The 15521-nt window shown below is 63.1% G+C and carries 18 protein-coding genes, 1 pseudogene and 1 riboswitch; of the genes and pseudogenes, 14 read left to right on the forward strand and 5 right to left on the reverse strand.

What is annotated here, in order from left to right; all coding sequences use genetic code 11:
• Positions 1-97 precede the first annotated feature (97 nt).
• The 7 genes from AS156_RS38830 to AS156_RS38860 all read left to right on the forward strand — a co-directional run bounded on the left by AS156_RS38830 (position 98) and on the right by AS156_RS38860 (position 6194).
• Positions 98-397: a putative quinol monooxygenase gene (locus AS156_RS38830; protein ID WP_066515718.1), complete on the forward strand. Its 300-nt coding sequence runs from the start codon at positions 98-100 to the stop codon at positions 395-397.
• Positions 398-421: 24 nt separating this feature from the next.
• Positions 422-721 (forward strand): putative quinol monooxygenase, encoded by a 300-nt coding sequence (locus tag AS156_RS38835; RefSeq protein WP_066515719.1) that lies wholly within the window; start codon positions 422-424, stop codon positions 719-721.
• Positions 722-728: 7 nt separating this feature from the next.
• The gene (locus tag AS156_RS41595) at positions 729-1373 is read left to right on the forward strand and encodes an urease accessory protein UreE (RefSeq protein ID WP_082747972.1); all 645 of its coding nucleotides are present in this window, start codon (positions 729-731) and stop codon (positions 1371-1373) included.
• Entirely contained in the window at positions 1354-2091 is a 738-nt protein-coding gene (locus tag AS156_RS38845; protein WP_066515721.1) for an urease accessory protein UreF, read from the forward strand. Before AS156_RS41595 ends, AS156_RS38845 begins: the two co-directional genes overlap by 20 nt.
• A gap of 163 nt (positions 2092-2254) precedes the next feature.
• A complete protein-coding gene (gene ureG, locus AS156_RS38850; protein WP_066515722.1) occupies positions 2255-2902 on the forward strand; it encodes an urease accessory protein UreG in 648 nt (215 codons plus the stop codon).
• A gap of 372 nt (positions 2903-3274) precedes the next feature.
• Entirely contained in the window at positions 3275-4936 is a 1662-nt protein-coding gene (locus AS156_RS38855; RefSeq protein WP_066515725.1) for a CHASE domain-containing protein, read from the forward strand.
• A gap of 232 nt (positions 4937-5168) precedes the next feature.
• Positions 5169-6194: a cytochrome-c peroxidase gene (locus tag AS156_RS38860; protein WP_066515728.1), complete on the forward strand. Its 1026-nt coding sequence runs from the start codon at positions 5169-5171 to the stop codon at positions 6192-6194.
• A gap of 36 nt (positions 6195-6230) precedes the next feature.
• Here the strand turns inward: AS156_RS38860 and AS156_RS43200 are convergent, their stop codons facing one another.
• Positions 6231-6392 (reverse strand): hypothetical protein, encoded by a 162-nt coding sequence (locus AS156_RS43200; RefSeq protein ID WP_160331203.1) that lies wholly within the window; start codon positions 6390-6392, stop codon positions 6231-6233.
• A gap of 319 nt (positions 6393-6711) precedes the next feature.
• Between AS156_RS43200 and AS156_RS38865 the strand changes: the two genes are divergently transcribed.
• On the forward strand, positions 6712-7695 hold the full coding sequence (locus AS156_RS38865; RefSeq protein WP_082747973.1) for a hypothetical protein: 984 nt from the start codon (positions 6712-6714) through the stop codon (positions 7693-7695).
• Positions 7696-7700: 5 nt separating this feature from the next.
• Here AS156_RS38865 and AS156_RS38870 read toward each other — a convergent pair whose 3' ends face one another.
• A complete protein-coding gene (locus AS156_RS38870) occupies positions 7701-8066 on the reverse strand; it encodes a methylamine utilization protein (RefSeq protein WP_066515729.1) in 366 nt (121 codons plus the stop codon).
• A gap of 216 nt (positions 8067-8282) precedes the next feature.
• Between AS156_RS38870 and AS156_RS38875 the strand changes: the two genes are divergently transcribed.
• Positions 8283-11186: an EAL domain-containing protein gene (locus AS156_RS38875; RefSeq protein WP_066515732.1), complete on the forward strand. Its 2904-nt coding sequence runs from the start codon at positions 8283-8285 to the stop codon at positions 11184-11186.
• A gap of 204 nt (positions 11187-11390) precedes the next feature.
• Here the strand turns inward: AS156_RS38875 and AS156_RS38880 are convergent, their stop codons facing one another.
• Together AS156_RS38880 and AS156_RS38885 are read right to left on the reverse strand one after the other, a co-directional pair.
• Entirely contained in the window at positions 11391-11939 is a 549-nt protein-coding gene (locus AS156_RS38880) for a sigma-70 family RNA polymerase sigma factor (RefSeq protein ID WP_066515735.1), read from the reverse strand.
• Positions 11939-12142, reverse strand: coding sequence for a NepR family anti-sigma factor (locus AS156_RS38885; protein WP_018269610.1), 204 nt, complete (start codon positions 12140-12142; stop codon positions 11939-11941). The genes AS156_RS38880 and AS156_RS38885 overlap by 1 nt, the downstream gene beginning before the upstream one ends.
• A 271-nt stretch (positions 12143-12413) precedes the next feature.
• On the opposite strand from AS156_RS38885, the gene AS156_RS38890 reads away from it, so the two are divergent.
• From AS156_RS38890 to AS156_RS43205, 3 genes are all read left to right on the forward strand, one after another.
• Positions 12414-13223 (forward strand): response regulator, encoded by an 810-nt coding sequence (locus AS156_RS38890; RefSeq protein ID WP_066515738.1) that lies wholly within the window; start codon positions 12414-12416, stop codon positions 13221-13223.
• Positions 13224-13452: 229 nt separating this feature from the next.
• Positions 13453-14334 carry a DMT family transporter gene (locus AS156_RS38895; RefSeq protein ID WP_066515740.1) on the forward strand — a complete coding sequence of 294 codons (882 nt, stop codon included), beginning with the start codon at positions 13453-13455 and terminating at the stop codon, positions 14332-14334.
• A gap of 83 nt (positions 14335-14417) precedes the next feature.
• A complete protein-coding gene (locus tag AS156_RS43205) occupies positions 14418-14558 on the forward strand; it encodes a hypothetical protein (RefSeq protein WP_160331204.1) in 141 nt (46 codons plus the stop codon).
• Between the two features lie 66 nt (positions 14559-14624).
• Here the strand turns inward: AS156_RS43205 and AS156_RS38900 are convergent.
• Positions 14625-14855: pseudogene (locus AS156_RS38900) on the reverse strand (hypothetical protein); the annotation flags it as partial.
• Between the two features lie 179 nt (positions 14856-15034).
• On the opposite strand from AS156_RS38900, the gene AS156_RS43655 reads away from it, so the two are divergent.
• Positions 15035-15211 (forward strand): hypothetical protein, encoded by a 177-nt coding sequence (locus AS156_RS43655; RefSeq protein ID WP_201456190.1) that lies wholly within the window; start codon positions 15035-15037, stop codon positions 15209-15211.
• Positions 15177-15365 (forward strand): hypothetical protein, encoded by a 189-nt coding sequence (locus AS156_RS38910; protein ID WP_066515768.1) that lies wholly within the window; start codon positions 15177-15179, stop codon positions 15363-15365. Before AS156_RS43655 ends, AS156_RS38910 begins: the two co-directional genes overlap by 35 nt.
• Before the next feature lie 77 nt (positions 15366-15442).
• Positions 15443-15505, forward strand: a riboswitch (Fluoride riboswitch).
• Positions 15506-15521 lie beyond the last annotated feature (16 nt).

Genomic DNA, 15521 nt, shown 5'->3' on the forward strand with positions numbered 1-15521 from the left:
ACTGGAGCGTTTTCGAGCGAAGTGGATTTCCGGTTCGCGGAAAGAGAGCGCGTCAACATAAGACTCGAACCAGAAGAGAAAACCGGGAGGAATTTCCGTGATTTACGTCGTTGCTACGCTGACCATCAAGCCCGAGACCCGCGCCGAGTTCATCGCTGCGGCGACGGCCTGCATCAAGGAGACACGGAAGGAGCCCGGCAATATCGGTTACGATCTGCACGAGAGCGTCACCGACCAAAGCAAGATGGTGTTCGTCGAGCAGTGGGAAAATGCCGAGGCGCTGGTGCCGCATCGCACCGCCGAGCATATGAAGACGTTCGGCCGGGTCGCGGTGAAGTGCATGTCCGCGCCGCCGAGGATCGAGGTGATCACGCCCGAGAAGGTCGACGTCCGCTAGCCAAGAAGAACAAGGAGCCAATCCATGATCTACGTCATCGCCACGACGCCGATGAAGCCGGAAAACCGCGAGGACTTCATCAAGGGTCACAAGGCCTGCACTGCCGAGACCCGCAAGGAGAAGGGCTGCCTCGCCTATGACGGGCACGTCAGCGTCAACGACCCCAACCTCTATGTGGTGGTCGAGCGTTGGGAGACCCGCGACGATCTCACCGCGCATGCCAAGGCACCGCACATGAAGGTGTGGCGGGAATATTCCGCACAGATGAAGACCGGGCCGACGGTGATCGAGATCATCAGCGACGGCAAGGTCGAGAAGTTCTGAGGCTTCAATGATCCGCGCGACCAAGGTTCTGGGACTTCACCGCTGGAAGGACGCACCGGCCGACACCGTCGTGCTCGATTTCGACGATCGGCACCGGCGGCGGATGGCGATGACCGGGACGCGCGGACTCGAATTCCTGCTCGATCTCGAGAACGCCACAGCGTTGCGTGGCGGCGATGCGCTGGTGCTGGAGGACGGCCGCCTGATCGAGGTGGTCGCCGCTCCGGAGCCGCTCATCGAGATCCGCGGCAGCGATCCGCATCATCTGATCCGGGTCGCCTGGCATCTCGGCAACCGTCATCTGCCGACGCAGATCATGCCGAAGGGCCTGCGCATCCGCAGGGATCATGTGATCGAGGCGATGGTGAAGGGGCTCGGCGCCCGCGTCATCGAAATCGAAGCGCCGTTCGATCCCGAAGGCGGCGCCTATGCGGAGCATGCGCACGCCGAGGTACAGGCGCATGGCCATACCGGGCGCGATCATGTCCACAGCCATGCGCATGATCACGGCCATGATCACCATCATGATCATGACCACCATCATCACGGCGATGATCATCGCCATGGCCATGGCCATGATCATCAGCATGACGAGCATTGCGGTCACGACCACCACCATCACGACCACTCCCATGCTCACGACCACAAATGAGCCGAATCCCGCCGCAGTCAGCAGCGGGATGACGGAGGGCGAGGCGAAGGCGCTGTACCGGCTGATGACGTGGCTGTCGCCGTCCTTCCCGGTCGGCGCGTTCGCCTATTCCAGCGGCATCGAATGGGCGGTGGAGGCCGGCGATATCGCCGATGCCGGATCGCTTCGCGGCTGGCTCGCCGCAATGCTGATCGACGGCAGCGGTTTCTGCGACGGCGTGTTCCTGGCGCAGAGCCATCGTGCGGCATCGGAGCAGGATGGCGCCGCGCTGAGGGAGATCGCCGAGCTCGCCGCCGCCTTCGTGCCGTCGCGCGAACGCCAGCTCGAGACCACGACCCAGGGACGCGCTTTCATCGACATCGCGCGAGCCGCCTGGAATTCACCTGGCCTCGACGCGACCATTGCGGCCTGCGACGCCCCGATCGTGTATCCGGTCGCCGTCGGCCTCGTCAGCGCCGCGCACGGCATTCCGCTCGCGCAGTCACTGCACGCCTTTCTCCACGCCGTGGTGTCCAACTGGATTTCCGCCGGATCGCGGCTGATCCCGCTCGGACAGACCGACAGTCAGCGCGTGCTGGCCGATCTCGAGCCTGAAGTCGCCGCGACCGCGCGCCGTGCCGGAGCCGCGTCGCTCGACGATCTCGGCAGCGCGACTTTCCGCGCCGATCTCGCAAGCTTGCGGCATGAAGCGCAGTATACGAGGCTCTTTAGGTCATGACGCGTGACACCATCCACCCGTCGTCCCCGCGAAAGCGGGGACCCATAAACACCGGCCTTGGTGATTGCGTGAGGCGGTGGCCTCGGCCCGTCGTAACAACGGAATTCGGTGGTTATGGGTCCCCGCTTTCGCAGGGACGACGATAACAAAGAGAGCTGTTCACATGCCCACTTCTCACGGTCCGTTGCGTGTCGGCGTCGGTGGTCCGGTCGGCTCCGGCAAGACCGCGCTGATGGATCTGCTCTGCAAGTCGATGCGCGAGCGCTACGACATTGCCGCGATCACCAACGACATCTACACCAAATGGGACGCCGAGTTTCTGGTGCGCTCGGGCTCTCTGACGCCGGATCGCATCGCGGGTGTCGAGACCGGCGGCTGCCCGCACACGGCGATCCGCGAGGACGCTTCGATGAACCTGGCCGCGGTCGCCGACATGCGGGCCAAATTCCCTGATCTCGATCTGGTCCTGATCGAGTCCGGCGGCGATAACCTTGCCGCGACCTTCTCGCCCGAGCTGGCCGATCTCACGATCTATGTCATCGACGTTGCCGCGGGCGATAAGATCCCCTCCAAAGGCGGCCCCGGCATCACGCGATCCGACCTGCTGGTGATCAACAAGATCGACTTGGCCCCCCATGTCGGCGCATCGCTGGAGAAGATGGACACCGACGCCAGGCGGATGCGCGGCGAGCGTCCCTTCGTGATGACCAACCTGAAGAAGGGCGAGGGCCTCGACCGCATCATCAAGTTCATCGAGACCAAGGGCGGCCTTCGGTCGCAGGCTCCCGGCAAGGCGGCCAAGGCGAGCTAATAGAGGCGGGNCTAGCCAGGACGGGCTAGCCGTTAATCATTGTGGCGCTCGCGGCCGCCGATCCCATTGTCCCTGCGGCTCGCTCGTCCTCCGGGATGACCGGCGATGGTGGGCGGATCGCATCTGCTACAAAAAGTTGTGCGATCGCCGGAACAAAATCCAACTTTGTCGATTAGCAACCTCTGGCGCCGCCAAAGATTGGCCGGATGGCGTCGGCGTTAATGCTGCTGACCAGCTTCTGTTGCGTACCGATGATCGCTATTCCATATTCCGCTGCGGTTGGCTTTCATCGCACCTCGATTTGTCGCCGCCCTCGCAGACCTCAGATGCATTCCATTTCTTGTTGCCACCCCCTGATTGCCGAGTAAGCGAGTGGTTCGGCTGGGCTTCATCGTTGCCTTGATTGCGCTGATCGGAGTCCTGCTGTCCGGTCTCGCGGCCTATCGGGTGCACGACCAGGAACTCGCGCTCGACGGCATCGCGTTGGCGCGAGCGATCGACGTCCATGCCAGCCTGGTGCAGGACCGCCTGACCGAACGCGAGTTGCTGGCGCGGGTGGCTTCGGGCCTGTTCCGTTCGCCGTCGACGGTGAAGGCCAACATGCTGCAGCCGCTGCGCTCGGCGATCTACGCCTTCAAGACCGATTTCGTCGTCGCCGCCTGGATTGCGCGGCTGAAGCCGAACGAGCTGGGGGCGGCGGAGGCGGAGCTGAAAGCCGCAGGCTTCACCAACCCGTCGATCCGCGACTTCGACGACCAGCCGCTCGACCTCAAGGCGCTCGACAGGCCGATCAACGTGCTGATGGATGTCGAGCCGCGCAACCAGGAAACCCTGAGCATCCCGGGCCGCGCCTTCGACCGCCACTCGGTGGTCGGCCCGATGCTGGCCCGAGCCATGGCCGAGGCCAAGCCGGTCGCATCGGACCCGATCCCGCTGCTGCGACAGAATGGCCCGGTCGGCGTGGCGCTCGCGGCGCCGGTGTTTCAGGAGCATGCGTCGGAGCCGGCCGGCTTCATCACGTTTTCCTACGAGCTGTCATCGCTGATGCTCACCAACGACGACTCCTCGCTGTTCTCGGTGGCGCTGAAGGACCCGCGCGATTCCAACGACGAGTTCATCGCCAACGAACAGGGCGTCGTCACCTCGCGTGCGGTACGCCAGGACGGGCCGGCGCCGTCGATGGTCCGCACGGTGAGCTTCGGTGGCCGCGACTGGTCGCTGGACTACTACGCCAAGAGCAACGCCACGGTGCGCGCGCAGCAGACCGCGACCATCGTCGCGGCGATCGGACTGGCGCTGACCGGCATCGTCTGCGGCCTGTTCGGCTATGTCGCCTACAACAATTTGCGGCTCAGCCGCGAGATCGAGGTGCGGATCGGATTCGAGCGGCGGCTGACGGCTGTCATCGACGAGCTCAACCATCGCGTCAAGAACATCCTCGCGGTGATCCAGTCGATCGTGACGCGCACGCTGCGCCACGGCTCCGACGTCGAAGTCGCGCGCGAGCTTCTGATCGGCCGGATCCACGCGATGTCGAATGTCGTGACGCTGCTCAGCGAGAGCCAGTGGCAGGGCGTCAAGCTGAAGGGCCTGTTCGAGTCGCGTTCGATTCCGCATGCCGAGCGCATCGCGGTGAACGGTCCGGACATTACTGTCAGCGCCCGCGCGGCGCAGTCGCTGTCGCTGTTGTTCTTCGAGCTCGCCTCGCATTCCGACGAGGGTCTGTCGCTGGTCGGCAAGCACCCGCACATCGTCGCCAATTGGGAGGTCACGGGTGACGGCGCGGACTCGATCTTCCATTTCCGCTGGGAGGAGTTCAACACCAGCGAGGCAACGCGGCGGCCGGACAGCGACTTCGGCCTGATCCTGCTCGACCGTGTCGCGCCCGAAGCGCTCGGCGGCACGGCAAAGCGCTATTTCACCGACGTTTCCTACGTCTACGAGCTGATCGCGCCGATGGGTACCGTCGTCGACATGACGGAGCGCGACCGCACCGAGCAGTTTTCCGCGCCGGTGCGCCCGGTGAAGAAGTAGCGCCCGGAAGCGCCCGGGTGGGGCACTGACGATCAGCCGGCGGCAAAGCCGCCGGCTCGTCCGAAAGGCTCCCTTTCGGTCGTCCTGGAAGCCGTGCTACCGCGCTGCGAAGGATGTCGCTGGAACTTTCAGGCCGAGCGCCTGAACCTCTCTTGGCGACCTGCAACCCATTGTTAAACCTTCATTGAGCATGCTTGGGCGAGACCGAGCAGGATACCGTCTGAGGACCCCGATGAGGCTTTGGGTCAGCTTGACCTTGCTGACCGCGCTGTTGCCCGCGGGGCTATCGTTCGCCCTGACCACGGCAAAGGCGCCGGACGACCTCACGAAGGTCCGCGCCAGCTATCGGCGTCCCGACAGCATTCCCTTTCCGAGCAGCAATCCCTATTCCGAGGCGAAATCCGCGCTGGGAGAAATGCTGTTCTTTGATCCGCTGCTGTCGCGGTCGAAGACGCACTCATGCGCGAGTTGCCACAATCCATCCCTCTCATGGGCTGACGGACTTCCGCGTGCCATCGGCGAGGATCCCAAGGGGCTGCCGCTTCGCGCCCCGACCCTGATCGATGTCGCTTTCACCGAACCCCTGGGGTGGGACGGCAAGTTCAAGGACCTCGAATCCGTCGCGTTCGGACCCATCGAGGCTCCGGCGAACATGAATCTGCCGAGAGCGGAACTGGTTGCGCGGCTTTCGGCGATCCCCGGCTATGTCGATGCATTCTCTCACGCCTTCGGCGACAGCGCGATCACGCCGCCGAGGATCGAGGCGGCCCTGGCCACGTTCGAGCGCTCCATCGTGGCAGGCGAGGCACCGTTCGACCGGTGGATCAAGGGAGACGAGACCGCCATCAGCACGTCGGCGAAGCAGGGCTTCGAGCTCTTCAACGGCAAGGCGCGTTGCGCATCCTGTCACAACGGGCCGTCGTTCACGGACGGATCCTTTCAGGATATCGGCGTTGCCAAGGGCCATGACATCGGCCGCGGCGTCTTCTTCCCGACGTCCGTAAAACTCCGATACGCGTTCAAGACCCCGACCCTGCGCGATGTCGCGCGCCGCGGGCCCTACATGCACGACGGTTCGGTCGGAACACTGGAACAGGTTGTTGAGCTTTATAACAAGGGCGGGATCGACCGTCCGAGCCGGTCGCCCGACATCAAGCCACTGTCGCTGACCGCGAGTGAGAAGAATGATCTGATCGCCTTTCTTCACACGCTGACAGCGTCCCCCGAGACACCCAAGGTCCCAACCTTACCGCGATAAGCGAAGGCGCCTGAGCGGCCTGCCGCCTGACGCCGGTCAGGACAAATGCGGCAGCGCCGAGCCCAGCAGGCCGAGACCGACGAGCAGAAACGCGCCCGCGCAGGTCTCCAGCGTTTCGGTCCGCGACGGATACCATTTTGCTCCGTAGGCGAGCACCGAGCCCAGCCCCACAGTCACGACGCTCAACGTTCCGAACATGCCCCGGCTCCCAATGGGTCTTTGTTGGGCACCGTCACTACTACACCGCGAATTGAGCCTTCGTGCTGCAACTAGCTAAAATCCGAAACAACCAGCCAAAAGGCGGCGCAACACACGGATCCGGTACTGTTAACCACGAAGCAACCTGGAGATGTTGGCTGGCGAAAACCGCTAAAATTTGATGTAAGATGAACCAATCGTTAAGCGTCGCAGTAATCGTTAAGCGTGGGCAGTAATTGCAATGTTCAGTGGATGGGAGCGGCGTGCCGGTTCGGCACCGCTTGGGCGCTCCGTCTTCGCCAAGTGCATTTTGGGGATTTTGTTTTGTGTCGTAGCGGCAAGAGATGCCGATGCGCATGTCAAATGGTTCTGTGCCTATGACGTCGCGGGGCAGCCCCGGGGTCTCGAAAATGTCCTGTGCCAGGATTTCGAATTGCTGCTCGGCGTTGCCGTCTTCTGGCTCTTTGCCGGCTGCCTGATCGAACCCACCGTCGTGGGGGCCGCAACGATCCGCGCGCTCGACCGGATCACCGAGCCGCTGCGGCTGCGCACCGAGGAGATGATCCGCGCCGTCTGCGCCTTCTTCTTCATTTCGATCTGGGCCGTCGGCGGCATCCTGTTGACCCCCGAGTTGAAGACGACGTCGACCTTTGTGGGCGTGCTGCAGCTTGGCATCGCGGCCGGCATGCTGTCGCGGCGCACGCTGCCGCTGTCCGCGGCCGGGATGGCGATCATCTTCGGTATTGGCGTGCGCGGCTACGGCGTGTTTCACCTTGCCGACTATCCGATCTTTCTCGGCGTCGCCGCCTATCTGGCGCTCACTGGGCTCAAGAAGGACCTGTTCGGAATTTCACCGCTCGACGTGGTCCGGTATTCGGCCGGGGTGACGTTGATGTGGGCCTCCATCGAAAAATGGGCTTACCCGGAATGGAGCTTCCCGCTGCTCATCGAGCACGCCAGCATCACGCTCGGCTTCGACAACGAGTTCTACATGCGTGCTGCAGGCATGGTGGAATTCACGCTCGCCTTTGCGCTGCTATGGACGCCCCTGATCCGGCGCTGCGCAGCCGCGGTGCTGACCGGGATGTTCATCAGCGCCTGCTTTGAATTCGGAAAGATCGACCTGATCGGACATTCGGCGATCATCGCCGTCCTGCTTGCGATCGTCTGCGACAACAGGACATCAGCGCGCGATGTTCGCGCGGCGTGGCTCGCGCCGGTCAGCCTTTGCGCGGCGCTGTCGGTGACATTGTTCGTCTACTATGTCGGTCACGCCGCGCTCTTCAAGACGTCGATATTGTAGGATCGCTATTTGGCGACGTGGACGGTGAGCTTCATCTTCGGATGAATGCCGCATAACACCGTGTAGTCGCCGGTCACGGAAAACGCGACGTCGTACTTGCTGCCCGGCTGCTGATCGCCCGAGTCGAAGCTGAACTTGTCCGAACTCAGGTAAGCGTGATGCAGAAGTTCGCCGTCATCGTTAATGAATCGTAAAATCTCGCCGCGCTTGATCGAAATCTCGGCCGGGTTGAACTCCCGATCCTTCTGCGAAATGACGAAAGGGCTCGCGCCGAGGGCGCTTCCTACGAGCGCTCCCGCGATCATCGCGGCCACAATCGGCGCGCCGCCGAAGCTGCCCAGACGCAGAGCGCGCAACAAGCCTGACTGCATTTGACCCCCGCTTGAAAGTCGGACATCAGATAATCTACGGCACAAATGGTGCGTCCAGGATTACCCGTGATGACGATTATCAGTAGTTGATCTTAACGATTTCAGCATCAGTTGCAGTCACTACTAAAGCAATTTACGCATGCAGTTTTCTTTTCTTTCCGCTGCGTCAGGTGTTCTGCGTGGCTTGAGCAACACACACTGCAGCGGGACGCGGACATGGACCTTCTCTCCAGCTTGAAATCGGGAAGTGTTGCAGTGTTTCGGTTTGTTGCCGGCTGCTTTTCGCGCCTTGCCCTGACGAAAGGTTCAATTCGTACTCAAATTCTCATTTTCTGCCTCGCGATGAGCGCCATTGCGGTCGCGCTCGGAGGCTACTCCGTCCTTGGCATCCGCCATGCCGGCGATCTGGTGGCCAAGACGTTCGACGAATCCCTGATGTCGATCAACTACGCCCGCGCCGCGGGCGCGGACTTTGCCGCAATGCGTGTGGCGTCGTCGCAACGCCTGATGTCGTCCAACCCTGCGACCCGCGCCAAGCTCGACAGCCAGATCGAAGCGCTCGCGAAGACGCTGTCGGACGATCTGACGGTCGCTGCCGATCGGTCGCAATCGTCCCGGGCGGCGAAGGCTGCCGCCAAGGTTCAGGAAGCCGCCAACGCCTGGATGGCGCTGCATCGCCGCGCCGTTGAATCCTCTTCGCAGGGGACGGGCGCGTCCGAGCTGCATGCTTCGGGCATGTCGGTCGCCGACATCGACCGATACTCCGACACTGTGAGCCAGCAGGTTGAGCTGCTGGTCAATTATACGGCGGGCGACGGCTTTCTGTTTCGGCAACGCGCGCTCTCGACGATCAAGCGGGATCTGCAGCTCAACGTGGGCGGGTTGACCGTCGCGCTGTTTCTGTCGGCGCTGTTTTCGTGGCTGTTGGCGCGCCGCATCATCGGACCGGTCGCCATTGCGTCGAAGGCGGCCAGGCGCATCGCCGGCGGCGATCTGGACGCAACGATTCCCAAGGGCGGCACTGATGAGCTCGGCACCCTTCTGACCGCAATGGAAACCATGCGGGACAACATCCGGAGGATGGTCAATCAGGAAGTGTCGCAACGCCGCTCCGCGCAGGCAAGGCTCTCCGATGCGCTCGAAACGTCGCCCGAGGGTGTGGTGCTGCTGGATGCCGACGGCCAGATCGCGCTGGCAAATTCACGCGCAAGTGAGTTCATCCGTCTCTCGCCACATCTTCTGCACTCGGATCGTCTCGACGCTGCGGAGCCGGCCGAAGGGGACGTCAACGGATTCGCGAGCGAAGCGCAGTTGTCCGATGGACGATGGTTGCGCGTAAGCCGGAGCGAGACCCAGGAAGGCGGCGTCATCCTCGTCTACAGCGACATCTCCACGCTCAAGCAGCAGAAGGCGGAGCTGCACGCGACCAATCTGCAGCTCGATGCGGCGCTCACTCATATGTCGCAGGGTCTGTGCCTCTACAGCAGCGAGGGGCGGCTGCAGGTGGTCAACCGCCGCTTCTGCGAGATCTTCGATGTGTCGCCGGAGCTCATCGTGCCGGGGATGACGCTGGAAGACATCCTCGAGATGAGCATTGCCGCGGGCAATCACGGCAACCGGACCGTGGCGGACCTGCTGGCGGAGCGCGACAGGTCGATCAACCCGCACGAGGGCGGCAACTATCTCCAGCATCTCAGCGACGGGCGCATCATCTCCATCGCGCAACGGCCGACGACGGACGGCGGCTGGCTTGTCACCTGCGAGGACGTGACCGAGCAACAAAGGGCCGAGTCGCAGATCGCGTTCATGGCGCGGCACGATGCGCTGACCAAGCTGCCGAATCGAACGTTGCTGGCCGAACGGATCGAGCAGGCGGTGGCGCAGGCCGGCCGCGGCCTTCGCTTTGCGGTATTCTGCCTGGACCTCGATAATTTCAAGCAGGTCAACGACACCCTTGGACACCCGGTAGGTGACGAATTGCTGCGCGCGGTCGCCGACCGGCTGAATGCCTGTGTTCGCGAGGTCGACACCGTCGCCCGTCTGGGCGGCGACGAGTTCGCAGTCATCCAATGCGGGATCCAGAACACCGAGGACACCGAGCGTCTTGCACGGCGCATCGTCGAGTGTGTCGGAGCCCCCTACGAGCTGAACGGACATCGCGTCGTCGTCGGATGCAGCGTCGGAATGTCGGTGTCGCCGAATGACGGCACGACGGGTGAGAAGCTCCTGAAGAACGCCGACGTCGCGTTGTACCGCGCCAAGATGGAGGGACGGGGGACCTGGCGGTTCTTCGAGCCTGCGATGGACGCAAGCCTGCAGCGGCGCCGCGCGCTCGAGCTCGACCTTCGCGAAGCCATGGTCAAGGACGAGTTCTCGCTGTTCTATCAGCCGCTCTACGATCTCAATCTCGACCGCATCTGCGGCTTCGAGGCTCTGCTGCGCTGGCAGCATCCGAAGCGGGGCTTCGTGCCGCCCGACCAGTTCATCCCGATCGCCGAAGAAATCGGGCTGATCGTGCAACTCGGCGAATGGGTGCTCAATCGCGCCTGCGAACAGGCCGTCACCTGGCCGAGCGAGATGAAGCTTGCGGTCAATGTCTCTGCGGCGCAGTTCCGCGATCCGGGGCTCATCGACATCATTTCCAGCGCGCTTACGGCGTCGAGATTGTCGCCGCGCCGGCTCGAGCTCGAGATCACCGAATCCGTCTTCCTGGCAAACAGCACCGAGACGATCGCAACGTTGCACAGGCTGAAGGCGCAGGGGCTGCGCATCGCGCTGGATGATTTCGGCACCGGCTATTCGTCGCTGAGCTATCTGCGCAGCTTCCCGTTCGACAAGCTCAAGATCGACAAATCATTCGTCCGCGACGCAACGGCGACCCACGGCGCGAAATCGATCGTCAAGGCCGTCATCAGCCTCGGCCGGAGCCTCGGCATGACGACGATCGCCGAGGGCGTCGAGACGGTCGAACAGCTGGACCACATGCGGGCCGAAGGCTGCAACGAAGCCCAGGGCTTCCTGTTCAGCCCGCCGGTCCCCGTCACCGAAATCGCGGCGAAGATCCTGGAGTTGAGAAACGGCTTCAAGGCCGACGCGTTCAGGAACGCGATGGCGAGCTAGAGCATGATCCGGAAAAGTGTGACGCGGTTTTCCCTCGCGACGAACGCGAAGCGTTTGCGCGGAGATCATGCTCAAACGAAGAGCTAAAGCGCGATGACGATTCAACGAAATCTCATCGCGCTTTAGAGCGGACGCAAAGTGCCTCTCGCACAAACAAAAGGCGGCCCGATCGGGCCGCCTTTCCGTTGTCAGCATGTCCAGCGTCTAGCCGCCGTTGCCGCCGATCACGGCGCGCACGGTGTTGTCCGGACCGAAGTCCTCGGCGCTGTCGACATAGAGCAGGGCGCTCAGCTTCGATCGCGCGCGGTTGACGCGGCTTTTGATGGTGCCGACCGCGCAGCCACAGATCGCCGCTGCATCCTCATAGGAGAAGCCGGAGGCGCCGACCAGGATCAAGGCCTCGCGCTGGTCCTGCGGCAGCTTGTCGAGCGCGGCACGGAATTCCTCGAATTCCAGATGCGCAGCTTGCGACGGCTGGCTCTTCAGCGTCTTGGCATAGTTGCCCTCGGCGTCCTCCACCTCGCGCCGTCGCTTCCGGTAGTCGGAGCGAAACAGGTTGCGCAGGATGGTGAACAGCCACGCGGGCAGGTTCGATCCCGGCTGGAACGAGTCGATATTGGCGATCGCCCGAAGCAGAGTCTCCTGTACGAGATCGTCGGCGCGGTCACCATTACCGGACAGCGAGATCGCGAATGCGCGCAAGCTCGGGACCGACGCCAAGATATCGTCGCGAAGTTCATTCGTGAGAGGCATTAGTCCCCTCCATTGTTCTTGTCGGTGTCGCCCCCGGCAACGGCCGCCGCGGCCGCCTCAGGCCCGTCGAGTTTGCGGATCAGCTCCGCAAAGCGGTCGGGGACCCCCTGCCGCACCACGTCGTCGTACATGGCGCGAAGCTGGTGCCCGATTCTTGATTGAATCTCGGCGTTGAGACCGCCCTGCTTCTTTACTTCCTTCATGATCTGATCCACGTTTCCCCGGGAGTTAAGTCTCTGATTTCCAAGTCGTTTCCTCGAAAAGAGAGGCTGGCCGCGTCGCCTCGTCGGTCCCGAGCTAATGCAAAGTTGCGCAGAAAGTTCCGGAAAGCTGGAACTATTTCACGGAACTTTTTCGGCTTTCGCGCGTAGTCGGGCATGCAGGGGAACCGGGGTCGCCCTAGGAGCTTGATACGTCACTCCAGGACGTAACGTGTTTCAGGCCCGTAGGCTTAAGAACAAGGATGGAGTGGGAATGTCCCGATCGCAGATCGTTGCTGAACATCTTCCGCTGTTGCGCCGCTATGCGCGCGCGCTGACTGGAAATCAGGCGTCTGGGGACGCCTATGTCGGGGCCATGCTCGAGGCCCTGTTGCAGGATGGAGCGCTGCTGGACCAGACGCACGGCCCGCGCGCCGGGCTGTTCCGGCTGTTTACCCAGATATGGAATTCGGTGTCGGTGAACAATGACAACGCCGACGTGGCGACGCTGTCGCTGCCGCCGGAGCGCCGACTCTCAAACATCACGCCGCTGCCGCGCCAGGCCTTCCTGCTGCTCTCGCTGGAAGGCTTCTCGGAGGAGGAGGTGGGCTACATCCTCGGCACCGACATCGCCGAGACGCGCAAGCTCACCGATGCCGCCGGCCGCGAGATGGCCGCCGAGATCGCCACCGACGTGCTGATCATCGAGGACGAGACCTTCATCGCGATGGATCTCGAGAGCCTGGTGAAGAATCTCGGCCACAACGTCATCGGCGTCGCACGCACCCATTCCGATGCGGTGGCGCTTGCCAAGAACAAGAAGCCCGGCCTGATCCTCGCCGACATTCAGCTCGCCGACGGCTCGTCGGGGCTCGATGCGGTGAACGAGCTGCTGCGGACCTTCGAGGTGCCGGTGGTGTTCATCACCGCCTATCCGGAACGCTTCCTGACCGGCGAGCGGCCGGAGCCGGCGTTCCTGATCTCGAAGCCGTTCCAGCCGGCGATGGTGTCGGCGGTCGCGAGCCAGGCGCTGTTCTTCCAGCGCAACTCGCGCAACCGCACCGCGCGCGCAGCGTCGGCATGATCTCTTGAGTTCAACATAGGCTGGTAGAACCTGACACCGGCGCGCCGCAAGGTGCGCCGGTTTTTTGCGGCGCATAGCCCGGATGGAGCGCAGTGTGATCCGGGAATCGTGAGGGTTGGCACAATTGCCCCGGATTGCGCGACGCCTCATCCCGGCCACGGATTTTTCGCGACCCGACATGCGTCGCGGGCGATGGAGCCTCGTGCCTCCGTCTGCTAAGCGCTGGCCCATGGATACGACGCAGCGCGACAGATCGATCGGTTTTCTCTGCCTGATGGTGACGGCGTTCGGCTGGGCGCTGAACTGGCCGCTGATGAAGCTGCTGTTGCAGCATTGGCCGCCGCTGTTCGCGCGAGGCTTGGCCGGCACCTGCGCCGCCGTGATCCTGGGCTCGCTCGCGCTGATACGCGGCCAGTCGCTCGCCGTGCCGCGCGAGGCAATCCCGCGGCTGCTGTTCGCCTCCTTCACCAACGTCTTTGCCTGGATGGGCTTCGGCACCATCGCGATGAAATTCGTCGCCGTCGGCGAGGGCGCGCTGCTGGCCTACACCATGCCGATCTGGGCGATGCTGTTCGCCTGGCCGGTCCTGCATATCCGCCCGACGCTGCGGGACCTCGCCGCGCTGGTGCTCGGCGTTGCCGGTGTCGCACTGCTGCTCAGCGGCGGCGGCTTCGCGTTCAGCGCCGGCAAGCTCACCGGCATTGCGCTGGCGCTTGCCTGCGCGATCCTGTTTGCGCTCGGCAATGTGCTGAACCGCAAGCCGCTGCCGATGCCGCCGCTCGCCGTAGTCGCCTGGCAGGTCGGCATCGGCTGCTTGGTGATGCTGGTGCTCGGCGTGCTGTTCGAACACCCGAACTACGCCGCGATCACGCCGCTCGGCATCGGCTGCTTCGTCTACATGACGCTGATGCCGATGGGCATCTGCTACCTCACCTGGTTCGAGACGCTGCGCCGCCTGCCGCCGACATCGGCGTCGACAGGCATGCTGCTGGTGCCTGTCATCGGCGTGATCTCGGCCGCGATCATCCTCGGCGAACCGCTAGGCCTGCGCGAGATCGGTGCCATGGTGCTCACCCTCGGCGGCGTGACGTTGGCGCTGCAGCGCGCCTGATGCCGGCGGCTCGGCTCGCCGGGCCAACAAGGGAACCGACATCGGCGGCGCGCGTTCTCTGCAAGAGATAGAGGAGCCTGGCCATGCGCAAGGCGATCGACCAGCTTGATGCGGAGCAGAAGGCGCAGCTGCTTTACATTGCGGATCTCGGCACGGCGATGTTTTCGTCAGCGCTGGTGGTCTGCATCCTGAAGGGGATCGTGGACCTCTTCGGCGCGGCTTGAACCGCCGCTGTGCTGATCCACGGACCGCGCGGAGGCGCCATCAATCCCCTTGGGCGTGTCCGGACCAGGGTCTGCTTGCGTGTGCCCCTCCTCCGGTCCTCGATCTAATACACCGTACTCGCTGGATTTCACCCCGGCCTCGGCGTCAGCGGCCTGGCCCGCGAGGCCGAGCTTGAGCAGTTCGCGAACAGCCGCAGCGCGGGTCGGCATGCGGTGCTTGAAGCGGAAATCGTCGATCGCGGCCATCTCCTCGGGCAAGAGCATCACCTGGAGACGTTCGGCTCGAAGCTCGTTCATTGCAACTTGCCCCAAACTTAGCGGATTGAGCAATTGGCTAAACGAGCCAAATCGCATCGGGTTCCGTAGGTTGAGACAAAAACGTTAACTGAGTAAAATTACCAATTTAAATCAATGGCTTACATCGCGGTCGAGGGAACGATTTCCTGCCTCCATCGTTCTGCTCCGAGAGGCACGCCATGACTAACGAAGTCAAGCTGCCCCGCAAGCTTTCCGAGGAGCCGCAGGCACCGAAGCCGCAGCGACCGAGCCATGCGCGGGTCATCGAGCAATTGGACCGCTGGGTCAACAGTCCCGGTCTTCAACCGCCAAAGGTGCATGATGCAGAAGACGATTCAAAAACGGAAGCGATCTGAGCCTCACACATTCGAGCAGCGCCTGGAGGCGCACCGACTGCGCCTTGAAAGCGAACTGGTGCAGCTGCCGGATGGCGCCAAACGCAAGCAACTCGCCGCACGCATCGCGCAACTGCGGACCGCAGCCGAACTGAACGCAATGCTGTCGCGGTAGACAAAGGCGCTCGCGCCAAACCTTCCAACGAAATTGCCAAAACGTCTTGGCTGCATCCGCGCCGCCCCTACCATCGCCGCGTTGATGGAGATGGAATTCCCCCGATAACCGCCGCAAGGCTGATGACTCCCTACCGGCGCGACAGCGTCGGTAGGC

It is taken from the genome of Bradyrhizobium macuxiense (genome assembly GCF_001542415.1).
GTDB lineage: Bacteria > Pseudomonadota > Alphaproteobacteria > Rhizobiales > Xanthobacteraceae > Bradyrhizobium > Bradyrhizobium macuxiense.